Origin of the sequence: Janthinobacterium sp. BJB401 (assembly GCF_013372745.1) — a bacterium.
Classification (GTDB): domain Bacteria; phylum Pseudomonadota; class Gammaproteobacteria; order Burkholderiales; family Burkholderiaceae_D; genus Janthinobacterium; species Janthinobacterium rivuli.
The window spans coordinates 78,085-96,301 of sequence record NZ_JABXFH010000005.1; the positions used below are offsets into that span (position 1 = coordinate 78,085).

An 18,217-nucleotide genomic window follows, 5' to 3' on the forward strand; every position below is an offset into this window, starting at 1 on the left:
CAGGCTTGAGGAGGTTTCATTGTAATGCGTATCCGCTTCCATTTTAGATGGATTCCATTTGTTGTAATGCTGCTACTGGTGGCGCTGGGCGTGTCGCTGGCGCAATGGCAGCAGCGCCGTGGTGATGAAAAAGTCGCCCGCGCCGCCCGGCTGGACGCGGGCAACCTGGCCGCTCCGCTGGCATTGGCGGCCGTGCCCATGCTGCCGAGCGATGCGCAAGCGATCGAATATCGCCGCGTTACCGTCACGGGCCATTTCGTGCCCGCCTGGACGGTGTACCTGGACAACCGCCCCTACAAGGGCCAGGCCGGCTTTCATGTGCTCACGCCATTCCAGATCGACGGTTCAGCCATGCACGTTCTCGTGGCGCAAGGCTGGCTGCCGCGCAACAATGCCGAGCGCACGCGCATTCCCGATTACACGACACCGGCCGGCACCGTCACCATTAGCGGCATCGCGCGCCTGAACGCGGGCCATGTGATGGAGCTGGGCACGGCGCCGGCCCTGGCGCCGCACGCCATCGTGCAAAATGCCAATATCGGCCAGCTGGCACAGGCCAGCGGCCTGGTCTTGCAGCCTTTCATTCTCGAACAAACAGTCGACGGAGCAACGGCACCTGCGTCCAGCCAGCTTCCCGTGCGCGACTGGCCGGCGCCGGATCTGGGCGCCGACAAGCACCGCGGCTATGCATTCCAGTGGTACGCACTGGCACTGATGGCTTTTCTATTTTTTGTCTTTACAGGATTTCGACGTGCAAACAAACAGCCCTGAAACAACGCAAGACAGCAGCAATAAACAGGCACAAAATACGGGACGCTGGAAACTGCTGGCCGTCGTGGCCGTGTGCGCGTTTCCCATCATCGCCTCGTATTTCACGTATTACATCATCAAGCCCACGGGCCGCAACAACTATGGCACCCTGATCGACCCGCGTTTGCATCCGATACCGGAAGCGCAGCTGCAGGTGACGGAACTCGATGGCAAGGCGTCGCCGCTGGCGCAATTCAAGGGCAAGTGGGTGCTGCTGCAGACAGGGCCATCCGATTGCCAAGAGGCATGCAAGAAGCAATTGTTTGACATGCAACAACTGCGCCTGATGCAGGGCAAGGAGCGCGAGCGCCTGGAAAGAGTCTGGCTGGTGACGGATGCCCAGCCGCTCGACACCCTGGTGATGCGCGAATTCGATGGCACCAGCATGCTGCGCGTCAATAACGACGCCTTGAAAGCGTGGCTGCCCGTGGAGCCGGGCGGCAAGACCAGCGACCATTTCTACCTGATCGATCCGCTGGGCAATCTGATGATGCGCTTCCCGAAAGACGCGGACCCGAACAAGATCAAGAAAGACATCGCCAAGCTGCTCAAAGCTTCGGCGATCGGTTGAGGAGTCTGCATGCCGACGATGCATCTCTCCGCGCTGGCCCAGCTGGGCTTGACGGGTCTGCTGGTGGCGCTGCTGCCATTGACCATGGTCTGGGTGTCCGCGGACGCCAATAAATACCGCAAGCTCGTATGGATCGCCGTCTTTTTGACGGTTGACCTGATCATGTTTGGCGGTTTTACGCGTTTGTCCGATTCCGGCCTCGGCTGTCCTGACTGGCCCGGCTGCTATGGTTCTGCCAATCCTTTCCTTGCACACGAGCACATCGTCGCGGCGGAAACCCTGATGCCGACGGGCCCCGTGACGGTGGTGAAAGCATGGATCGAAATGACGCACCGCTACCTGGCCATGGCCATCGGCGTCTTGATCGTGGCGATGATGGTGCAGGCGTGGCGCCAGTGGAGGAAAAGCAAACGCGCGGAATTCGCCCCGGCGCTGCCGACGGCGCTGTTTCTGTTCGTCTGCCTGCAGGGCGCGTTCGGCGCCTGGACGGTCACCCTGAAACTGCAGCCGGTGATCGTCACCATCCACTTGTTGCTGGGCATGGGCTTGCTGGCCATGCTGACGTGGCTGGGCGGGCGCCAGGACCATGCCGTCCAGCCCCTGCTGCGCGCCGATGCGGAAGAGTCCGTGCTGCGCCCCGTGCGTGCGCTGGCCATCTTTTCACTCGTGCTGTTGACCGTGCAGATCGCGCTGGGCGGCTGGGTGAGCACCAACTACGCCACCCTGGCCTGCACGGATTTCCCCCTGTGCGGCGGGAAAGTGATTCCAGAGATGGATTTCGAGCATGGTTTCCATCTGTGGCGCGAGCTGGGCAAGACGGCCGCCGGCCACTACTTGCCGTTTTCCGCGCTGACGGCCATCCACTGGGTGCACCGCAACTTCGCCTTCATCGTGGTGGCCGGCATCGGCTATACCGTGTTTCGCGCATGGAAGCTGCCGTCCTTGCGCGGCACGGCACGCTGGGTGGCGCTGGTGCTGGCCCTGCAGGCGGCCACGGGCCTGGCGACGATTTACCTGAGCTGGCCCTTGTCGATTGCCGTCATGCATAACGGCGGGGCGGCGCTGCTCGTGTTATTGCTGACCATGTTAAACTACAAGGCTAAATTCCAACTCGATGTAGCGCGCAATGTTAAGCGCGCTTGCGCCTCCGCGCCAGTGCCCTCGGCACAAGCCAGTTCTTCCCGTACCGCATAAATGACTACTCAGACCATCAGCCGTAAACCATCCCCCCGCATCGCCCAGTATTGGGCGCTGACCAAGCCCCGCGTGACGCAACTGGCCGTGTTTTGCGCCGTCATCGGCATGTTCCTGGCCAGCGAGGAGTTGCCGGACTGGCACGCGGTGGTGTTCGGCACCATCGGCATCTGGCTGCTGGCCGGCGCCGCGTTTGCCGTCAATTGCCTGGCCGAGCGCGAGATCGATGCACGCATGGCCCGCACGGCGCGCCGCCCGATGGCCATGGGCGACATCACGGTGAAACAGACGGTGGTGTTCGCGCTGGTGATCGGCGGCCTGGGCATGGCGATTCTGTATCACCTCGTCAATCCGCTGACCATGTGGCTGACCTTTGTCACCTTTGTCGGCTATGCCCTGATCTACACCATGGTGCTCAAACCCGCCACCCCGCAAAACATCGTCATCGGCGGCCTGTCCGGCGCCATGCCGCCCGCGCTGGGCTGGGCCGCCGTCGCCAACGACGTGCCGATGCAGGCGTGGCTGCTGGTGCTGATCATTTTTGTCTGGACGCCACCGCATTTCTGGGCCCTGGCCATGTACCGCCGCGATGATTACGCGCGCTCGGGCTTGCCCATGCTGCCCGTCACGCACGGCATGCAATTCACGCAATTTCACGTCTGGCTGTACTCGATCGCGCTGGCCGCCACCACCTTGCTGCCGTACGCCGTGCGCATGAGCGGCCTGATCTACCTGGCGTCGGCCGTGGTGCTCAACGCCGGCTTCCTGTACTACGCGTGGAAGATGTACCGCCACTACACGGACTTGATCGCGCGCAAAGCCTTTACGTTTTCCATCATCTACCTGGCCTTGCTGTTCGCGGCTTTGCTGGTCGACCACTACATTCCCCTCGGCACATGAAAAAAACCCTGACTCTGTTGTTGGCGGCCGCGCTGGTCGCCGTCCTGGCCGGCTGCGGCAAGCCTGCCGCGCCCAAGCTGGCCTTCAAGAACACGGACGTGACGGGCCTCGGCTATGCGCGCGAATTTGCGCTGACGGACCACACGGGCCACCCGCGCACTCTGGCCGACTACAAGGGCAAGCTGGTGCTGATGTTCTTCGGCTACACGCAATGCCCGGACGTGTGCCCCACCACCATGGCCGACATGGCCCAGGTGATGCAGGAAATGGGTCCGCAGGCGGAGCAGGTGCAAGTGCTGTTCGTCACGGTCGACCCCGAGCGCGACACGCAAGCCTTGCTGGCGCAGTACGTGCCCGCCTTCGACAAGCGTTTCGTCGGCCTGTATGGCGACGCGGCCGCGACGGCCAGGGTGGCCAAGGAATTCAAGGTGTATTACGCCAAGGTCGAGGGCGAGACGGACAGCAGCTACACGGTCGACCACACGGCCGGCACCTATGTCTTTGACCGCGAAGGCAAGATTCGCCTGTTCGTGCGCCACGGCGAAAAGCCCGCCGCCATCGCGCACGATCTTAAACTTCTGCTATCCTGACCCGGTCGCGCCTCAGGGCGCCATCTTCAGGATATGCAGTACATGGACAAACGTTTCGAGCCGCACGCCCGCCTGGCAGCCATCATCTTCTTGTTGATCGGCTGCTTTTTCGTCTTGCGGCCCTTCCTCGCCGCCATGCTGTTTGCCGCCTGCGTGGGCATTTCCAGCTGGCCTTTGTACATCCTCCTGCTGGACCGCCTGAAAGGCCGGCGCAACTGGGCGGCCGCCATCATGACCCTGTCGCTGCTGCTCGTCATCGTGCTGCCGCTGGCCCTCGTCACCTACAACCTGGCCGACAATGTGTCGCGCATCTATGAACAGCTGCGCGCGGCGCTGGAATCGGGCGGCCTGCACCCGCCGGCCTGGCTGGCCAGCATTCCCGTGGTGGGCGAAACCATCGCTGGCTACGTGGAACGCCTGCTCGCTGACCGCGAGGAATTACTCAATTTAGGCAAGACCATGCTGGAACCGGCGCGCCACTTCCTCGCCTCGGGCGGCATCCTGCTGGGCACGGGCCTGGCGCAGACCAGCCTGGCCGTGTTCGTCAGCTTCTTCCTCTACCGCGATGGCCAGCAGCTGAGCCGCGCCCTGATGACGGGCGCCGGCCGCATCATCGGCGACAGCGCGCCTGGCGTGGGCCTGACCATCAGCCGCACCGTGCGCGGCGTCATGTACGGCTTGCTGGGCACGGCGCTGGCGCAAGCGCTGGTGGCCGTGGTGGGTTTTCTGATTGCCGGTGTGCCGGCCGTGGCGCTCTTGGGCGTGGCCACCTTCATCTTTTCGCTGATTCCTGTCGGGCCGCCCCTGTTCTGGGGCGGCGCCGCCATCTGGCTGTTCAATGACGGCCAGACGGGCTGGGGCATTTTCATGCTGGTGTGGGGCGCGCTGCTGATCAGCGGCGTGGATAACGTGGTGAAACCCATGCTGATCAGCCGCGGCAGCAGCCTGCCTTTTTTGCTGGTGCTGCTCGGCGTGCTGGGCGGTGTGCTGGCCTTCGGCTTCGTCGGTATCTTTATCGGTCCGACCCTGCTGGCGGTGCTGTACAGCTTGCTGCAAACGTGGACGGTGGGAGAGACCACCGTGCCACAGGGAAAAGATACGATTACCTTGAAAAAAGATTAATCGCGTAAGTCCGCATCGAGGTCGCGTTCCTGTTTCGGGATCACCTTGATGAGCACGATGCGGGGCCCGTTCATCTTCTTGACGACGATGTCGAAGTCGACAAAGGTGATGCGCTGGCCCTGCTTCGGAATGTCACCGAGCTTGACCATGATCAAGCCGCCCACCGATTCCACGTCGTCCAGGCCCAGTTCCTCGTTTTCGATATCGATGCCGAGGATGCGTTCGAGCGAGAAGATGGGCAGGCTGGCCTTGCCGATCAGGGTGCCGTCGCTTTGCTTGAGCCAGTCGTTTTCATTGCGGCGGAATTCGTCGCGGATTTCGCCGACCATGGCGCCGAGCAAGTTGTCCAGCGTGATGAAACCCAGCGGGCGCTTGCCCTTTTCGCCGATCAGCGCGAAGTGCGGCGCGCCGTCACGGAAGCGGCGGAACAGTTCCAATGCCGGCGTACGCGCGGAAATGATGTCGACGGGACGCAAAAACGGCGTGAGCGAGGCGATCGGTTTGCCCGCCTGCTGGGCAAAGAACAGGTCTTTCAAGTGCACCACGCCCAGCACGTCGTCTTCATTCATGTCGAAATACGGATAGCGGCTGAAGCGGTTGCGCAGCACCGTGTCGAGATTTTCTTCCAGGGTGTTTGAAGCGTGCAGGGCGATCACTTCATTGATCGGGCGCATCAGGTCCGACACCGTCATCTGTTCGAAATCCAGCGACTGGGCCAGGATGTTGCGCTCGTCGCGCGTAAACTTTTCGCCCGGCTGGCTGGTGCGCAGGATCAGTTTCAGCTCTTCGGACGAGTAATGGGCGTCGTGGCCGCCCTTGCCGGACAGGCCCGCCATGCGCAGCACCCAGTTGGCGCTGGCGTTGAGCAGGTAGATGGCCGGGTACATGGCCCAGTAAAAGCCGTACAGGGGAATCGCGCTCCACAGGCCGACGGCTTCCGGGTTGCGGATGGCCATCGATTTGGGCGCCAGTTCGCCCACGACGATATGCAGGAAGGAAATCACGCTGAAGGCGACGACGAAGGAAACGCCGTGGATCAGCTCTTGCGAGGTGACGCCGATGGCGCCGAACAGCGGCTCCAGCAAGCCGGCAAACGCCGGCTCGCCGACCCAGCCCAGGCCCAGCGACGCCAGCGTGATGCCCAGCTGGCAGGCGGACAGGTAGGCGTCCAGCTGGCCATGCACCTTGGCCAGGATGCGGCCCCGCAGCCCTTGTGTCTTGGCGATGGCGCGGATGCGTGTGCGCCGCAAGGTGACGATGCCAAACTCGGCGGCAACAAAAAAACCGTTCAGCGCGACCAGGAAGAGGGCGAGCAGGACTAGCAAGACATTGTGCATGGGGGCGCAGAAGATGGGCTGGTAAAACGACATCTTAAACGACGAAGGGCGCAGTATGCTAATTTCCGGCAAATCGGCCCTGCGGTTTTACACGATGCTGCGGCGTGTGGCGTCCACCAGCGGCGCGGCGCCCTGTTCGCCCAGCGTCTGCAACAAGTCCCCGAAGTCGTGCGCGCGGCCATGCGCCAGTTCGGCGGCGCTGAGGCCGATAATCTGCAGGAAGGCAAATTTTCCCGAGACCAATTGGTATTCTTCCGGGTAATGTTCGCTGGGCACCATGATGATGGCGCTCAGCGCGGACTGCTGGCCATCGATGGGGCCGCCAACGGACATGCGGTCCCAGGCGTCCAGCGGTTCCTGGTCGCCGAAGCGGCCAGCCGCCAGCAGCATCTGGTAAGCGGCGAACCTGCGCACCAGCGCCAGCGCCCATGGCGACTGTTGCGGGCATTCCAGCAGCAGTTCGCGGCCCAGTCCCGTCCATTCCTCATCTTCATCCGGTTCCCATGGATTGGACAGGCCCGACGACACGTAGGCCCAATGCGGCCGCGCGGGTGTCGGCGGGCATTCGAACACGCCGATATGCAGCCAGCGCGGATCGACTTGCGTGCAGTTGAACAGCTCTTCAAACAGGGACATGCTGAGCGGATAGATGCCCGGACCCAGGTCCCCGAACAGGGTTTTGTAGAGTGTTTCTTCGCGCTGGGCCCAGGCTGTTTCCAGAAGGCTGCTTGCGGCGCCGTCATTGGCAAGGTTGGTCATGTCGGTACACTGAAATGGATGAGTATTTGAGTATAAAACATGCAACTTTGTGACGGCGTACGCTTGAACTGGCCGATGCGCCGGCCTCAGGCCGCTACCTTGGCGGGGGCCGCTTGCGGCCCGCCGCGCATGGCAAAGACCATGACGGCCGAGACGATGGCGGGGATGGCGACGACGAGGAAAATCGTGCTGTTGGGCCAGTTCAGGCGGATCAGTTCGCCACCGAGCACGGGGCCGATGATGGAGCCGATGCGTCCGATGCCCAGGCTCCAGCCGATGCCCGTCGAGCGCAGGGTGGTCGGATAGTAGCTGGCCGCCAGGGCGTTGACGGCCGGCTGGCCGCCCACCACGCAAAAACCGGCGATGAAGATCGTGATGAAGAGGAAGGCCAGCGACACGTCCGGACGGCCGATCAGGGCAATGGCCACGGCGGCAACGAGGAAGCACGGCAGCAGGATGCGGCGGAAGCTCGAGCGGTCGATCAGCTGGCCCATGACGAGGGTACCGATGGTGCCGCCCACTTGCAGGGCCGTGCCGGCCAGCACGGCGTTCGCCGTCGACAAGCCCGCTTCCTTGGCAATGGTCGGCAGCCAGTTCGACAGGAAATACAGGTTCAGCAAGTTCATGAAGTTGATGACCCACAACAAAATCGTCATCTTGGCGCGGCCGCCCGTAAACAATTGCAGCACGGGCGCGCCCTTGTGTTCCTTTTCATGCACGACGTATTGCGTGTCGGCCGTTATGTTGACGGTAGGATCGATGCGTTTGAGCCACTGCGCGACCTTGTCCAGCTTGCGTTTTTTCAGCACCAGGAATTGCATCGATTCCGGCAGCAGGAAGAACATCAGCACGCCGATCACCAACGGCACCACGCCGCCCACGTAAAACACGGATTGCCAGCCGAAGGCGGGAATCAGCGCGGCGGACAATAATCCGCCCAGCACGGCGCCCAGGGTAAAGCCGCACGAGACCAGCATCATCAGGGTGACTTTCTTGCGCAGCGGGCTGTATTCGCCAGCCAGCGCCATGGCGTTCGGCATCACGGCACCGAGGCCCAGTCCCGTGATGAAACGGATCAGCTGCAATTGCTCGATGGTGGTGGCCAGCGGCGTGACCAGCATGCACAGCGAAAAGAAGATGGTCGAGCCGATCAGCACGGGACGGCGGCCGAATTTGTCGGCCGTGATGCTGAAGACGAGCGAGCCGACCAGCATGCCCAGCAGGCCCGCGCCAAACACGGGACCCAGGTTGGCCTTGCTCACATGCCAGTCGGCAATGATGGCGGGCGCCACGTAACCCATCGCCTGCACGTCGAAGCCATCCATGATGACGCACAGTCCGCACAGGATCAGCATGCCGATCTGGAAGGAGCCGATCTTGTTGTTATTTATGAGATCGGGAATATCGATCGTCTTGCCTGCCGTGGACATGGTGCCGCTCCTGTTTTTTATGGTGATCGCGCCCTGCCGGCGAGGGATGGGCGCGTGTTTGTCTCAGGCTTTATTACAATCGCTTTTGATTGATTATTCAAACGTTATTTTCGAATGGATTTATCAGGTTTCCTTGTGAATATTTGTCGTCCCTTGGATGGCCGCTAGGATTACGTCCAGTGCCGGATGCATGATCTTGCGCTCGTTGGAAATCACATAAAACTGCTCGCGCAGGGACGAGGCGTCGCCGACCAGCACGGCGCCGAATTGTTCCTCGATATCGGCCGCCAGGCTGGCGGACGCGAAAAACAGGCCCAGGCCCTTGCGGCCAAACGCGTTGAGCATGGCGTTGTCCTCGAATTCGCCGACCACGTCGGGACGTACGCCTTGCTGCACCATCCATTCGTCGATGCGTCCGCGCAAGGCGTTGTTGCGCGCGGGTAGCAGGAACGGGGCGCCGTGCAGGCTGTGCGGGAAGTTGTCGCGGTACTGTTCCGCCAGCGCGGGGATGCCGAACAGCTTCATGGCGCTTTCTCCCCACAGGTGGCTGGACACGCGCAGGCTGGCGCCGGCCGGCACGGCGCGGTCCGTCAAGACCAGGTCCAGCTTGTGCAGGGCCAGGTCGGCCAGCAGCGATTCGAACTCGTCTTCCAGACACACGAGCTTGATGGGCTGGTCCAGGCTGCGCGTGGCGTCAAGCATGCGGTAGGCCATCAGTTTCGGCAGGGAATCGGAAATGCCCACCGTCAGGCGCATCTTTTCCGCGTCGGTGTCGGCCAGCGCTTCCTGCATCTGTTCGCCCAGCAAGAAAATCTGGTCCGCGTAGCCGAGCGCCAGACGGCCCGCTTCCGTCGGCACCAAGCGCCGTCCCTGCGGCTGCAGCAGGGACTTGCCCAGTTCCTTTTCCAGCAGGGCCAGCTGTGTGCTGATGGTTTGCACGGCCAGTCCCAGGCGTTCGGCCGCGCGCGTCACGCCGCCTTCCTTGGCGACCACCCAAAAGAAGTACAAATGGCGGTAATTAAAACCCGTGGTTTTCATCGCTGCATCCTCTATCTTCTGTTTTTACGAAGTAATACTTCCATTATCTTCTATTTTTAAATGTGTCACATGTCCTTATACTACCTTCCATTGAATTTGGATAACGGGGAACTATCGATGAAACATTTCAGAGTGTCATTTCTAGTGACATTTATCTGCCTGGGCATTTCCGCCTGGTGGGGTTACACGCACGGTGGCGTGTCGACCATGCTGTCGGCATTGGGCATAGCGGTGATCCTGGGCGTGATGGAAGTCTCGCTGTCGTTTGACAACGCGGTGGTCAATGCCTCGGTGCTGAAGAACTGGGACAAGTTCTGGCAGAACCTGTTCCTCGGCGTCGGCATTATCATCGCCGTCTTCGGCATGCGTCTGCTGTTCCCGCTGGTCATCGTGGCGCAAGCGGCGGACCTGGGCTTGATGGAAGTATGGAATCTGGCCCTGAGCAATCCGGAACAGTATTCGATGCACCTGACGAATCACCATGCGGAAGTGGCGGCTTTTGGCGGCATCTTCCTGTTGCTGGTGTTCCTGAACTTCCTGCTGGACTCGGAAAAAGAAACGCACTGGCTGGGCCGTATTGAAGAAAAACTGGGCGCGCTGGGCAAGATCTCCTCGATTTCCGTGATGATCGCGCTGGGCACCCTGATGGTCAGCCTGTCGATGATCGAAGAAGGCCAGAAACTGGTGGTGCTGACGGCCGGCCTGTGGGGTATTTTGACCTACGTGGGCGTCGATGTGATCAGCGGCTTGCTGGAAGGCGATAACGGCGACGGCAACATGGGCGACATCATCAAGCGCGGCGGTATTGGCGGCTTCCTGTACCTGGAAGTGCTCGACGCTTCGTTCAGCTTTGACGGCGTGATCGGCGCGTTTGCCATCACCAAGGATGTCGTGATCATCATGCTGGGCCTGGCGATTGGCGCGATGTTCGTGCGGTCGATGACGGTGTTCCTGGTGCGCAAGGGTACGCTCGACGAGTTCGTTTATCTGGAGCACGGCGCGCACTATGCGATCGGTATCCTGGCCGTGATCATGTTGGTCAGCATGAAGTTCCACATTCCCGAGATCTTCACGGGTCTGATCGGCGTGGCCTTCATTCTCGCCTCGCTGTGGTCGTCGATCCGCTACAAGCGCAGGATGGCCCTCGAAGAAGACAAGACGGAAGTGCTGGAAGCGGGCAAGGCAACGGCAGTGTAAAGAATGCGTGACAAACGCTACACCCGTTTGTCGGCAAGTTGTAGCAAGCGTCGCCGCCGGCCTGGGGAGTCAGGCCGGTGGAGGACGCCAGGTGTTTGGTCATATACAACCCACATAGGAGAAATACATCATGGCAATCAGTCTGCAAAAAGGCGGCAACGTCAACCTGAGCAAGGAAGCTCCTGGCATTTCGAAGATGATCATCGGCCTGGGCTGGGATGCCCGCGCCACCGATGGCGCCGCGTTCGACATCGACGGTTCCGTGTTCCTGCTGAAGGCCGACGGCAAGGTTCGCGCCGACATCGACATGATTTTCTACAACAACCTGAAGTCGAGCGACGGCTCCGTCACCCACTCGGGCGACAACACCACCGGCGCCGGCGATGGCGATGATGAAACCGTCATCGTCGACCTGGCCACGGTGCCAGCCGAGATCGACAAGATCGCCGTCTGCGTCACGATTCACGATGCCGAAGCGCGCAAGCAAAACTTTGGTATGGTATCGAAGGCGTACGTACGCTGCGTGAATGCCAACGGCAACACGGAAATCGCCCGCTTCGACCTGTCGGAAGACGGTTCGGCGGAAACGGCCATGGTCTTCGGTGAAATCTACCGCAATGGCGCCGATTGGAAATTCAAGGCCATCGGCCAGGGCTACAAGGGCGGCTTGGGCCCACTCGCCGCCTCGTTCGGCGTCGGCGTATAAGTTGTAAGCAGTCAAGGCGGTCCGCAGTGTGGACCGCCCCCATCATTACCGAGTTGAGGAAGGAACAGGTATGCCAGTTTTCAATATTACCGGGGACGTCGACCCGTTCCTGCATGTGTCGCTTGCCAAGGGCGAGAAGATTTATTGCGAATCCAATGCGATGGTGATGATGGAAACCAATCTTGAGCTGAAAGGCAAGATGACTGGCGGCATAGGCGCCGCGCTGATGCGCACCTTTGCCAACGGGGAATCGTTCTTTCAGCAGCATATCGAGGCCATGCGGGGCGATGGCGACTGTCTGCTGTCGCCTACCTTGCCCGGCGCGATGCGGGTGCTTAATGTGGGCAATGAGGTGGGCAATGAGGTTGGTGCCCAGCAATACATGATCAGCGACGGCGCCTTTGTGGCGGCCAGTGCTGGCGTGGAATTGAAGGTGCGCACGCAGAGCCTTGGCAATGCGCTGTTTGCTCAGAGCGGTGGTTTTTTCATTACCGAGACGGCAGGCAGCGGCCAGTTGGCGGTGTCCGGTTTTGGCGCGATGTCGATACTGGAAGTGACGCCGGGCAAGGACGTGGTGATCGATAACTCGCACGTCGTGTGCTGGGACAACCGCCTGCAATACGAAATTTCCATGACGACCGGCAGCAGCGGCGGCTTTCTGGGCAATTTGATCAATAGCCAGACCAGCGGCGAGGGCATGGTGCTGAAGTTTTCAGGCACGGGAAAAATCCTCGTGTGCTCGCGCAACCGCGCGGCCTTCCTCGCCTGGACCCAAAGCAAGCCGGCGTAATCAAGCAGTAAACACTTAACAGGAGCTATGCGTATGTCTGTCAATTTGAGCAAAGGCCAGAAGATTTCTCTGGACAAAGAAGCTGGTACCACCCTGACCCGTATCACCATGGGCCTGGGCTGGGATGCGGCCAAGACCAAGGGTTTCCTCGGTTTCGGTTCGAAGACGGAAGCCGTCGACCTGGATGCGTCGTGCGTCATGTTCGATGAAAACAAGAGCACGTCCGACATCGTCTGGTTCCGCCAGTTGAAAAGCAAGGACGGCAGCATTGTCCACACGGGCGACAACCGCACGGGCGCGGGCGATGGCGACGACGAACAGATCAATGTCGATCTGTCGAAAGTGCCGGCGAACGTGAAAAGCCTCGTCTTCACCGTCAACAGCTTTACTGGCCAGAACTTCTCGCAGGTAGAAAACGCCTATTGCCGCATCTTGAATGCCAGCAATAACCAGGAAGTCGCGCGTTTCAACCTGTCTGTGCAAGGTTCCCACACGGCACAGATCATGGCCAAGCTGTACCGCCATAACGGCGAATGGAAGATGCACGCCATCGGAGAAAACGGCAACGGTCGCACGTTTGACGACTTGATGCCGCAAATCGCCGTGCATCTATAAGGAGCAGTACGCAGCGGGCGGGGGACGGACCGGATACCGGCCCTTGTCCGCTGCTCTATATTGAAGGAGAGTATGTCGTGATGCGATTGCTGATAGCCTTGCTACTTCCGTGTCTCACGTTTTTCATGCTGGGGCGCCCGCTGGCCGGTGCCGCCGCCTTGATCTTGCAGTGCACTGTGATCGGCTGGGCGCCGGCGGCCCTGTGGGCCCTGTACACGGTGAACCAGCATAAAACGGAGCAGGAACTGGAAGGTGCGTTAAGCCGCAGCTACATGCGCAGGCGCAGTCGGTTGATTTAAGTCAATCGGGCGCTTGGAATCCTTGCGCTAAAGCCTGCACGAGCGATCGTGCGGGCTTTTTTGTGGGCGCTCACTTCTTGCAGCGTATCGGCACGTTCACGGAATTGCCGTCCGAACTCAGGTTGCGGTACTGCAAATCTTCGCTTTCGATGGCAAAGCGGGGCACGGCGTGCACATAGCGCTGCTTGCAGACGGTGTCGTCATTGATCAGCTGGCCCGCCAGCATGTAGTCGCACAGGGCGAAGCGCGATTCCTCGTCGTCGAGGATCAGCACGCGCGCGGCGCTGTACAGGGCCGATTGCAAGACTTCCGGGCTGCAATTTTCCGGACCCGTCAGCTTCAGATGGGTTTTCGTTTGCGTGGCCAGACGTTGCAGCTTGACGAGGGCGGCCCGCTCTTCCTTGCGGGCACCATCGACGTGCACGTCTTCGCTGGCCAGGCGCAGCGCCAGCGAGGCGATCTGGTCGATGGAGATATGCCAGGCAAAGCCTTCCAGCCGCGTGCGGATCTGGCCCGGCAAGGGATCGGCCGCATCGACTTCGCAGCGGTACAGGCCCAGGTGGGGGCGGCACAGCACGGGGATGGCAAAGGCCGAGGTGCGCTTGCCCTTGACGAATTTCTGGCTCAGGTCGCCAAAGTTTTCATGCGTGATGGTATCGAAGCGGGCTTGCCCAAAGCCCATCTTGACGAGGTTTTCCTTGCGCTGGCGCGAGAACAGGGCGTCGACGGCGTCGTAGATATTCTTGTTGAAGATGCGGTCCAGCGGCTGGCGCTCGTCCGACATCTTTTCGAACACGGCGCTGGAATTGGGCGCGTTGGCGTCGATGGAAATGAGGATGAAGGGCTTGCTGTTCAGGCGTGGCGGCACGACGGCCATGTCGTTGCCGTACAGCTGCGTCAGGGCCACGTCCCACAGGGTTTCCACGCCCAGGTTGTCGGCCGCGCCGCCGTCAAACAGGTGGACATACGACGGCGATTCGCGCGACTCGGAACCGAGTTCCGGCACGAAACTGTTTTTCGGGCGGAAGCGTTCGAAGGTGACGGAATCGAAGACGCCGGGAAAGGCGGCCGAGGTGGCCACGGCCGTGGCCAGGCGGATATCCTGGATCGGCGAATGCAGGGTGCTGTAGAAATACTCGTAGGAAAACACCACGCGCTTGCCGCCATCGGTGGCGTCCGTCGCGTTGGCCAGGAAGATGGGGCCGTCGTGCGGCAAGTCCTGGTAGGTTTTCTTGTCGTACAGCACATCGTCCAGCACGTCGGACAGGAACGAGGTGCGCGTCTTGTTCGTCAACAACATCGTCGTCAGGTTGGCCGGTTTCAATATGGTCTGGCCAAAGAAATCCGTTTTCAGTTTGCTGCGCAGCAAGGGCCAGTCCGTCTGTTTGCCATGCAGCGCATAGTAGCCGCCCGCGATGGCGCCGCCCGACACGCCGGAGATGGCCGAGGCGCCGCTGACGAGGCCGAACTGCTCCAGCTGCTCCAGCGAGGCGGCCGAGAAATTGGCGGCGCGGCTGCCTCCGCCGGACAGGGCGATGCCGATGAAATGGTCGTTGGGCATCGGGTTCTGGATGCGCGCCTTGGGCGCGTCGATGCGCAGGCGCGGGGTTTCCTGCACGGTAAACGTGCGGTTTTCGACGCCGCGGTTGGGGCGCAGGGCGAGTACCGTGCAGCCGCTCAACAGTGCAACGAGGATACATGGGACGAACAAGCGTGGATTCATGCGTGATCTGTGCGTAGTCAGGGGTTGGGATACGGACGGAAACGTGTGCGATTCTAGCAAACTCGGCAACAATCACCTATTCAGCTGGCAGCCGAGCAGGGCCGCGTTGTAGAGCGCGTGCACGAGCATGGGCGCCAGCAGCGCGCCGCTGCGCTCGTAGGCATGGCCCGCGCACAGGCCCAGCACGAAGGCGGGCAGCATGGCGGCCGGTGGATGCACGAGGGCAAACAGCGCGGCGGCGATGCCGATCGCTTGCCAGGCGGGCAGAGAACGGCGCAAGCCTCCCTGCAGCAAGCCACGGAAGAGGAATTCCTCGCACAGGGGCGCGGCCAGCACGCCTACGGCCAACAGCCACAGTCCGTCGCTATTGATCTGCATCAATGTTGAAGCGCTTGGCGGCAACAGGGCCGCATAAGCGATGCCGAACAGCGCCGCGGCACAGGCGCCCGCGACTCCCCGGCGCCATGGCTGGCGCCCCTGTCCGATGCGCGGCACGCCGGCCGTCCCGGCGCGCCAGTAGACGAGGCGCAGCGGCGCATACGTGAGCACGCCGGCCGCGCCGAAGGCGATGGCCAGCGGCGCCGCATTGCTACCTTTAAGCAGGATCAAGGCCAGTGTCTGCAGGATGAAAAACAGCATGGCGGCGATCAGGCCGTCGGCCGCCGTTACTCTCGCTGGCGGCGAGGCGGCGGAGTCGAGCAGGTAGGGCAGCGCGTCGCGCGCCTTTTGCCACAGGGCCGCGGTCAGCGCGCACGTGAGCACGACAAACACCAGTTGCTGCACCAGGCTGCCGGCGGCCAGCGCGGCAATGTACAGGCCGGTGAGCAGCAAATACAGGTACGTATAGATGGGACGCAGCTTTGCCGTTGTTTCGGTGGCCAGCGGATCGCTGGCAAATACGCCCAGCGCCACGGCGATCAGCGCATACAGGGGGATGCCGGCCAGGGCCAGCAGCATCAGGCCCGCCGTCTGCCACGACCAGGCGGGCAGCCAGACCAGCGCCACGCCGAACAGGACCAATGGGTACAGCAGGGCCAGCACGGCCCACAGCTGGGCCTTTTGCCGCAGCGCCTGCTCGATGGAAAGGGGAAACGTGTACAGCAGCCATAATGCGCCGCCTTCCTTGTTGAGGGTCTGGAAAGCGGACATCAGCAGTACATAGGTACCGAGGAAAAAGCCGGTGGAGGCCAGCAGCACGGGATGATCCAGCAGCGCGTGCAGGTCGCGCGCCTGGCCCGTCACCACGGCTTGTCCGCCAAGGATCAGCAAGGGCATCAGCAGGGTTTGCACGAGGAAATTACGGTCGCGCAAGAGCAATGTCAGTTCGCGCCGCTGGATCGCCGTGCCGAGGCGCGGGCGCCATCGCCGTGTGGGCAGTGGCGCGGCTGCCGGCTTGCGCGCCGCCTCGCGCTGGCCCGTGCCCACGACGCCGTGACGCAACTGGCGGCGCAGGATGGCCATGCCCAGCAGCATCAAGCACAGGGATTGCGCCAGCAGCAGGACGGCGGGCAGCAAGGCGGCCACGCCATCGGCGTTGAGCAGGCGCACCAGCAGGCCCGGCGGCGTCCAGTGGCTCCAGGCGGGCATGGCGGCCGCCCACGCATACGCGAAGCCGCCCGTGCCCATGCCGAAAGACATGCCCAGATACATGGGCAACAGGCCAGCCAGGGAAATGACCGCCTGCAGGTTGCCCAGCCGGGATGGCGTGAGTGACAGGCGCAAGCCCGTGTCGACGAGGGTGCGCAGCATGGCGGCCAGGGCCAGCAGGACGAGGCTGGCGAGCAGGCCGGACAGTGGCGCAAGCCAGCCCTGGCCCGAATACCAGGCGATGACGGTCGTGCCGGGCCACAGGGCCAGCAAGCCGGCTGGATTGACGAGCGTGCGTTCGAGCACGCGCGCCCACAGCAAGGTGCTTTTCTCGGCGGGCAGGGTGACCAGCCATTCCAGGTCCCAATCCGGCTTCGATAGCTCGCCCATGCCCAGCGGCAGCAGGACGCTGACCAGCCACAGCAGCGCCAGCTGCAGGGTCAGGCCGCCGGTCAGCACCGCGCTGAAGGGCGCGGCCATCAGTTGCGCGATGACGGGGTCGAGCAGGTGGCTGCCCGTGTGCAGGCTGCCACGCGCCTGGCAGGCGGCGACCTGGTCCAGCAAACAATGCATGTTCAGCACGCTATGGCGGGCGATGCTGCCGAAGGAAAACAGCATGGGCAGCAATAGCAGCGCGCCCAGCAGCCAGCGTCCGCCACGCTTGCCCGGCGTGGCGGGGCGGCTTTTACTGTTTTTCTTGAAGGAAAAGCCCCGACCACTGACGTTGAGCAGGCGCTGCAGGCGCAAGCGGGTCAGTAGCCAGACGGCGCGCCAGGCGGTGGGCGGCGCCGCCGTCATGTGGTTTCATCGGTCAGTTGCAAGAAGAGCTCTTCCAGGCTGCCATCGCTGGACAGTTGCTGGCGAATATCGTCCAGGCTGCCCGTGGCGACCAGGGCGCCCCGGTGGATGATGGCGACCCTGCTGCACAGCTTTTGCGCCATGTCGAGCAAATGCGTGGAAACAAAAATCGTGGTGCCGGCGGCGGCCCGGCGCAGCAAGCGTTCCTGCACGTCGCGCGAAGCACGCGGATCGAGGCCGTTGATCGGTTCATCGAGGATCAGCACGGCCGGATCGTGTATCAGCGCGCACGCCAGGCCCAGTTTTTTCTTCATGCCCAGCGAGTAATTGACGGCGAAATCCTCGCTCGCCTCGTCCAGGCCAAATTCCGCCAGCAGGCGCGCGGCGCGGGCGGCCGCTTCCGCGCGTGGATAGCCATGCATTTCGGCCACGAATTGCAGGATTTCACGGCCGCGCAAATAATCGTAAAAGATGGGGGTGTCGGGCAGGTAGCCCACCTTGCGCTTGACGGCGGCGCCGTCGCGCTGGCAATCGAAGCCATCGACCAGCACGCGGCCGGCGCTGGGCACGAGGATGCCCATCAGCATGCGGATGGTGGTGGTTTTTCCCGCCCCGTTCGGGCCCAGGAAGCCGAAGACTTCTCCTTTGCCCACTTGCAAGGTCAGCGGCTTGACGGCCTCGAACGTGCCGTACTGTTTGGACAAGCCTTCGAAGGCAATCATCGTGCATCCCAAAAAAGATAGCGTGCAGG

General features: G+C 62.0%; 18 protein-coding genes. 11 read left to right on the forward strand and 7 right to left on the reverse strand.

Going from position 1 to position 18,217, the window contains the following annotated elements:
- The first annotated feature begins 66 nt into the window (after positions 1-66).
- The 6 genes from HWE17_RS05525 to HWE17_RS05550 are packed head-to-tail and all read left to right on the forward strand — an operon-like array spanning position 67 to position 5,187.
- A complete protein-coding gene (locus HWE17_RS05525; protein WP_369681706.1) occupies positions 67-771 on the forward strand; it encodes an SURF1 family protein in 705 nt (234 codons plus the stop codon).
- Positions 752-1,381 (forward strand): cytochrome C oxidase subunit I, encoded by a 630-nt coding sequence (locus tag HWE17_RS05530; protein WP_176388090.1) that lies wholly within the window; start codon positions 752-754, stop codon positions 1,379-1,381. Before HWE17_RS05525 ends, HWE17_RS05530 begins: the two co-directional genes overlap by 20 nt.
- 18 nt (positions 1,382-1,399) lie before the next feature.
- Positions 1,400-2,575: a heme A synthase gene (locus HWE17_RS05535; protein WP_176388144.1), complete on the forward strand. Its 1,176-nt coding sequence runs from the start codon at positions 1,400-1,402 to the stop codon at positions 2,573-2,575.
- Positions 2,576-3,475 carry a heme o synthase gene (cyoE, locus tag HWE17_RS05540; RefSeq protein WP_035824745.1) on the forward strand — a complete coding sequence of 300 codons (900 nt, stop codon included), beginning with the start codon at positions 2,576-2,578 and terminating at the stop codon, positions 3,473-3,475.
- On the forward strand, positions 3,472-4,065 hold the full coding sequence (locus HWE17_RS05545; RefSeq protein WP_176388091.1) for an SCO family protein: 594 nt from the start codon (positions 3,472-3,474) through the stop codon (positions 4,063-4,065). Before cyoE ends, HWE17_RS05545 begins: the two co-directional genes overlap by 4 nt.
- A 42-nt stretch (positions 4,066-4,107) precedes the next feature.
- Positions 4,108-5,187, forward strand: coding sequence for an AI-2E family transporter (locus HWE17_RS05550; RefSeq protein WP_176388092.1), 1,080 nt, complete (start codon positions 4,108-4,110; stop codon positions 5,185-5,187).
- Here HWE17_RS05550 and HWE17_RS05555 read toward each other — a convergent pair.
- The 4 genes from HWE17_RS05555 to nhaR form a co-directional block, all read right to left on the reverse strand.
- On the reverse strand, positions 5,184-6,524 hold the full coding sequence (locus HWE17_RS05555; protein WP_035828641.1) for a hemolysin family protein: 1,341 nt from the start codon (positions 6,522-6,524) through the stop codon (positions 5,184-5,186). The genes HWE17_RS05550 and HWE17_RS05555 overlap by 4 nt on opposite strands.
- Before the next feature lie 87 nt (positions 6,525-6,611).
- Positions 6,612-7,283: a suppressor of fused domain protein gene (locus tag HWE17_RS05560; protein WP_176388093.1), complete on the reverse strand. Its 672-nt coding sequence runs from the start codon at positions 7,281-7,283 to the stop codon at positions 6,612-6,614.
- Positions 7,284-7,369: 86 nt separating this feature from the next.
- Positions 7,370-8,713 carry an MFS transporter gene (locus HWE17_RS05565; protein WP_176388094.1) on the reverse strand — a complete coding sequence of 448 codons (1,344 nt, stop codon included), beginning with the start codon at positions 8,711-8,713 and terminating at the stop codon, positions 7,370-7,372.
- 123 nt (positions 8,714-8,836) lie between these two features.
- A complete protein-coding gene (nhaR, locus tag HWE17_RS05570) occupies positions 8,837-9,751 on the reverse strand; it encodes a transcriptional activator NhaR (RefSeq protein ID WP_176388095.1) in 915 nt (304 codons plus the stop codon).
- Between the two features lie 117 nt (positions 9,752-9,868).
- Between nhaR and HWE17_RS05575 the strand changes: the two genes are divergently transcribed.
- The 5 genes from HWE17_RS05575 to HWE17_RS05595 all read left to right on the forward strand — a co-directional run bounded on the left by HWE17_RS05575 (position 9,869) and on the right by HWE17_RS05595 (position 13,358).
- Complete coding sequence (locus HWE17_RS05575) at positions 9,869-10,948, forward strand: DUF475 domain-containing protein (RefSeq protein ID WP_176388096.1); 1,080 nt, start codon at positions 9,869-9,871, stop codon at positions 10,946-10,948.
- A 130-nt stretch (positions 10,949-11,078) separates the two neighbouring features.
- On the forward strand, positions 11,079-11,654 hold the full coding sequence (locus HWE17_RS05580) for a TerD family protein (RefSeq protein ID WP_176388097.1): 576 nt from the start codon (positions 11,079-11,081) through the stop codon (positions 11,652-11,654).
- A 70-nt stretch (positions 11,655-11,724) separates the two neighbouring features.
- On the forward strand, positions 11,725-12,444 hold the full coding sequence (locus HWE17_RS05585) for a TIGR00266 family protein (RefSeq protein WP_176388145.1): 720 nt from the start codon (positions 11,725-11,727) through the stop codon (positions 12,442-12,444).
- A gap of 33 nt (positions 12,445-12,477) precedes the next feature.
- Positions 12,478-13,059 carry a TerD family protein gene (locus HWE17_RS05590; RefSeq protein WP_035824768.1) on the forward strand — a complete coding sequence of 194 codons (582 nt, stop codon included), beginning with the start codon at positions 12,478-12,480 and terminating at the stop codon, positions 13,057-13,059.
- 80 nt (positions 13,060-13,139) lie between these two features.
- Positions 13,140-13,358 (forward strand): hypothetical protein, encoded by a 219-nt coding sequence (locus HWE17_RS05595; RefSeq protein ID WP_034784905.1) that lies wholly within the window; start codon positions 13,140-13,142, stop codon positions 13,356-13,358.
- Positions 13,359-13,428: 70 nt separating this feature from the next.
- Here the strand turns inward: HWE17_RS05595 and HWE17_RS05600 are convergent, their stop codons facing one another.
- The 3 genes from HWE17_RS05600 to HWE17_RS05610 form a co-directional block, all read right to left on the reverse strand.
- Positions 13,429-15,081, reverse strand: coding sequence for a patatin-like phospholipase family protein (locus HWE17_RS05600; RefSeq protein ID WP_176388098.1), 1,653 nt, complete (start codon positions 15,079-15,081; stop codon positions 13,429-13,431).
- A 72-nt stretch (positions 15,082-15,153) separates the two neighbouring features.
- On the reverse strand, positions 15,154-17,466 hold the full coding sequence (locus tag HWE17_RS05605; protein ID WP_176388099.1) for a type II CAAX endopeptidase family protein: 2,313 nt from the start codon (positions 17,464-17,466) through the stop codon (positions 15,154-15,156).
- Positions 17,463-18,188, reverse strand: a complete 726-nt coding sequence (locus tag HWE17_RS05610; RefSeq protein WP_176388100.1) for an ABC transporter ATP-binding protein — start codon at positions 18,186-18,188, stop codon at positions 17,463-17,465. Before HWE17_RS05610 ends, HWE17_RS05605 begins: the two co-directional genes overlap by 4 nt.
- Positions 18,189-18,217 lie beyond the last annotated feature (29 nt).

Excerpts from the sequence above, each read along its gene's own strand:
- HWE17_RS05595 (WP_034784905.1), top strand. The coding sequence starts at position 13,140 with ATGCGATTGCTGATAGCCTTGCTACTTCCGTGTCTCACGTTTTTCATG.
- HWE17_RS05555 (WP_035828641.1), bottom strand. The coding sequence starts at position 6,524 with ATGCACAATGTCTTGCTAGTCCTGCTCGCCCTCTTCCTGGTCGCGCTG.
- HWE17_RS05535 (WP_176388144.1), top strand. The coding sequence starts at position 1,400 with ATGCATCTCTCCGCGCTGGCCCAGCTGGGCTTGACGGGTCTGCTGGTG.
- HWE17_RS05610 (WP_176388100.1), bottom strand. The coding sequence starts at position 18,188 with ATGATTGCCTTCGAAGGCTTGTCCAAACAGTACGGCACGTTCGAGGCC.
- HWE17_RS05600 (WP_176388098.1), bottom strand. The coding sequence starts at position 15,081 with ATGAATCCACGCTTGTTCGTCCCATGTATCCTCGTTGCACTGTTGAGC.
- nhaR (WP_176388095.1), bottom strand. The coding sequence starts at position 9,751 with ATGAAAACCACGGGTTTTAATTACCGCCATTTGTACTTCTTTTGGGTG.
- HWE17_RS05525 (WP_369681706.1), top strand. The coding sequence starts at position 67 with ATGCTGCTACTGGTGGCGCTGGGCGTGTCGCTGGCGCAATGGCAGCAG.
- HWE17_RS05580 (WP_176388097.1), top strand. The coding sequence starts at position 11,079 with ATGGCAATCAGTCTGCAAAAAGGCGGCAACGTCAACCTGAGCAAGGAA.
- HWE17_RS05560 (WP_176388093.1), bottom strand. The coding sequence starts at position 7,283 with ATGACCAACCTTGCCAATGACGGCGCCGCAAGCAGCCTTCTGGAAACA.
- HWE17_RS05585 (WP_176388145.1), top strand. The coding sequence starts at position 11,725 with ATGCCAGTTTTCAATATTACCGGGGACGTCGACCCGTTCCTGCATGTG.
- HWE17_RS05575 (WP_176388096.1), top strand. The coding sequence starts at position 9,869 with ATGAAACATTTCAGAGTGTCATTTCTAGTGACATTTATCTGCCTGGGC.
- cyoE (WP_035824745.1), top strand. The coding sequence starts at position 2,576 with ATGACTACTCAGACCATCAGCCGTAAACCATCCCCCCGCATCGCCCAG.
- HWE17_RS05550 (WP_176388092.1), top strand. The coding sequence starts at position 4,108 with ATGGACAAACGTTTCGAGCCGCACGCCCGCCTGGCAGCCATCATCTTC.
- HWE17_RS05605 (WP_176388099.1), bottom strand. The coding sequence starts at position 17,466 with ATGACGGCGGCGCCGCCCACCGCCTGGCGCGCCGTCTGGCTACTGACC.
- HWE17_RS05590 (WP_035824768.1), top strand. The coding sequence starts at position 12,478 with ATGTCTGTCAATTTGAGCAAAGGCCAGAAGATTTCTCTGGACAAAGAA.
- HWE17_RS05565 (WP_176388094.1), bottom strand. The coding sequence starts at position 8,713 with ATGTCCACGGCAGGCAAGACGATCGATATTCCCGATCTCATAAATAAC.
- HWE17_RS05545 (WP_176388091.1), top strand. The coding sequence starts at position 3,472 with ATGAAAAAAACCCTGACTCTGTTGTTGGCGGCCGCGCTGGTCGCCGTC.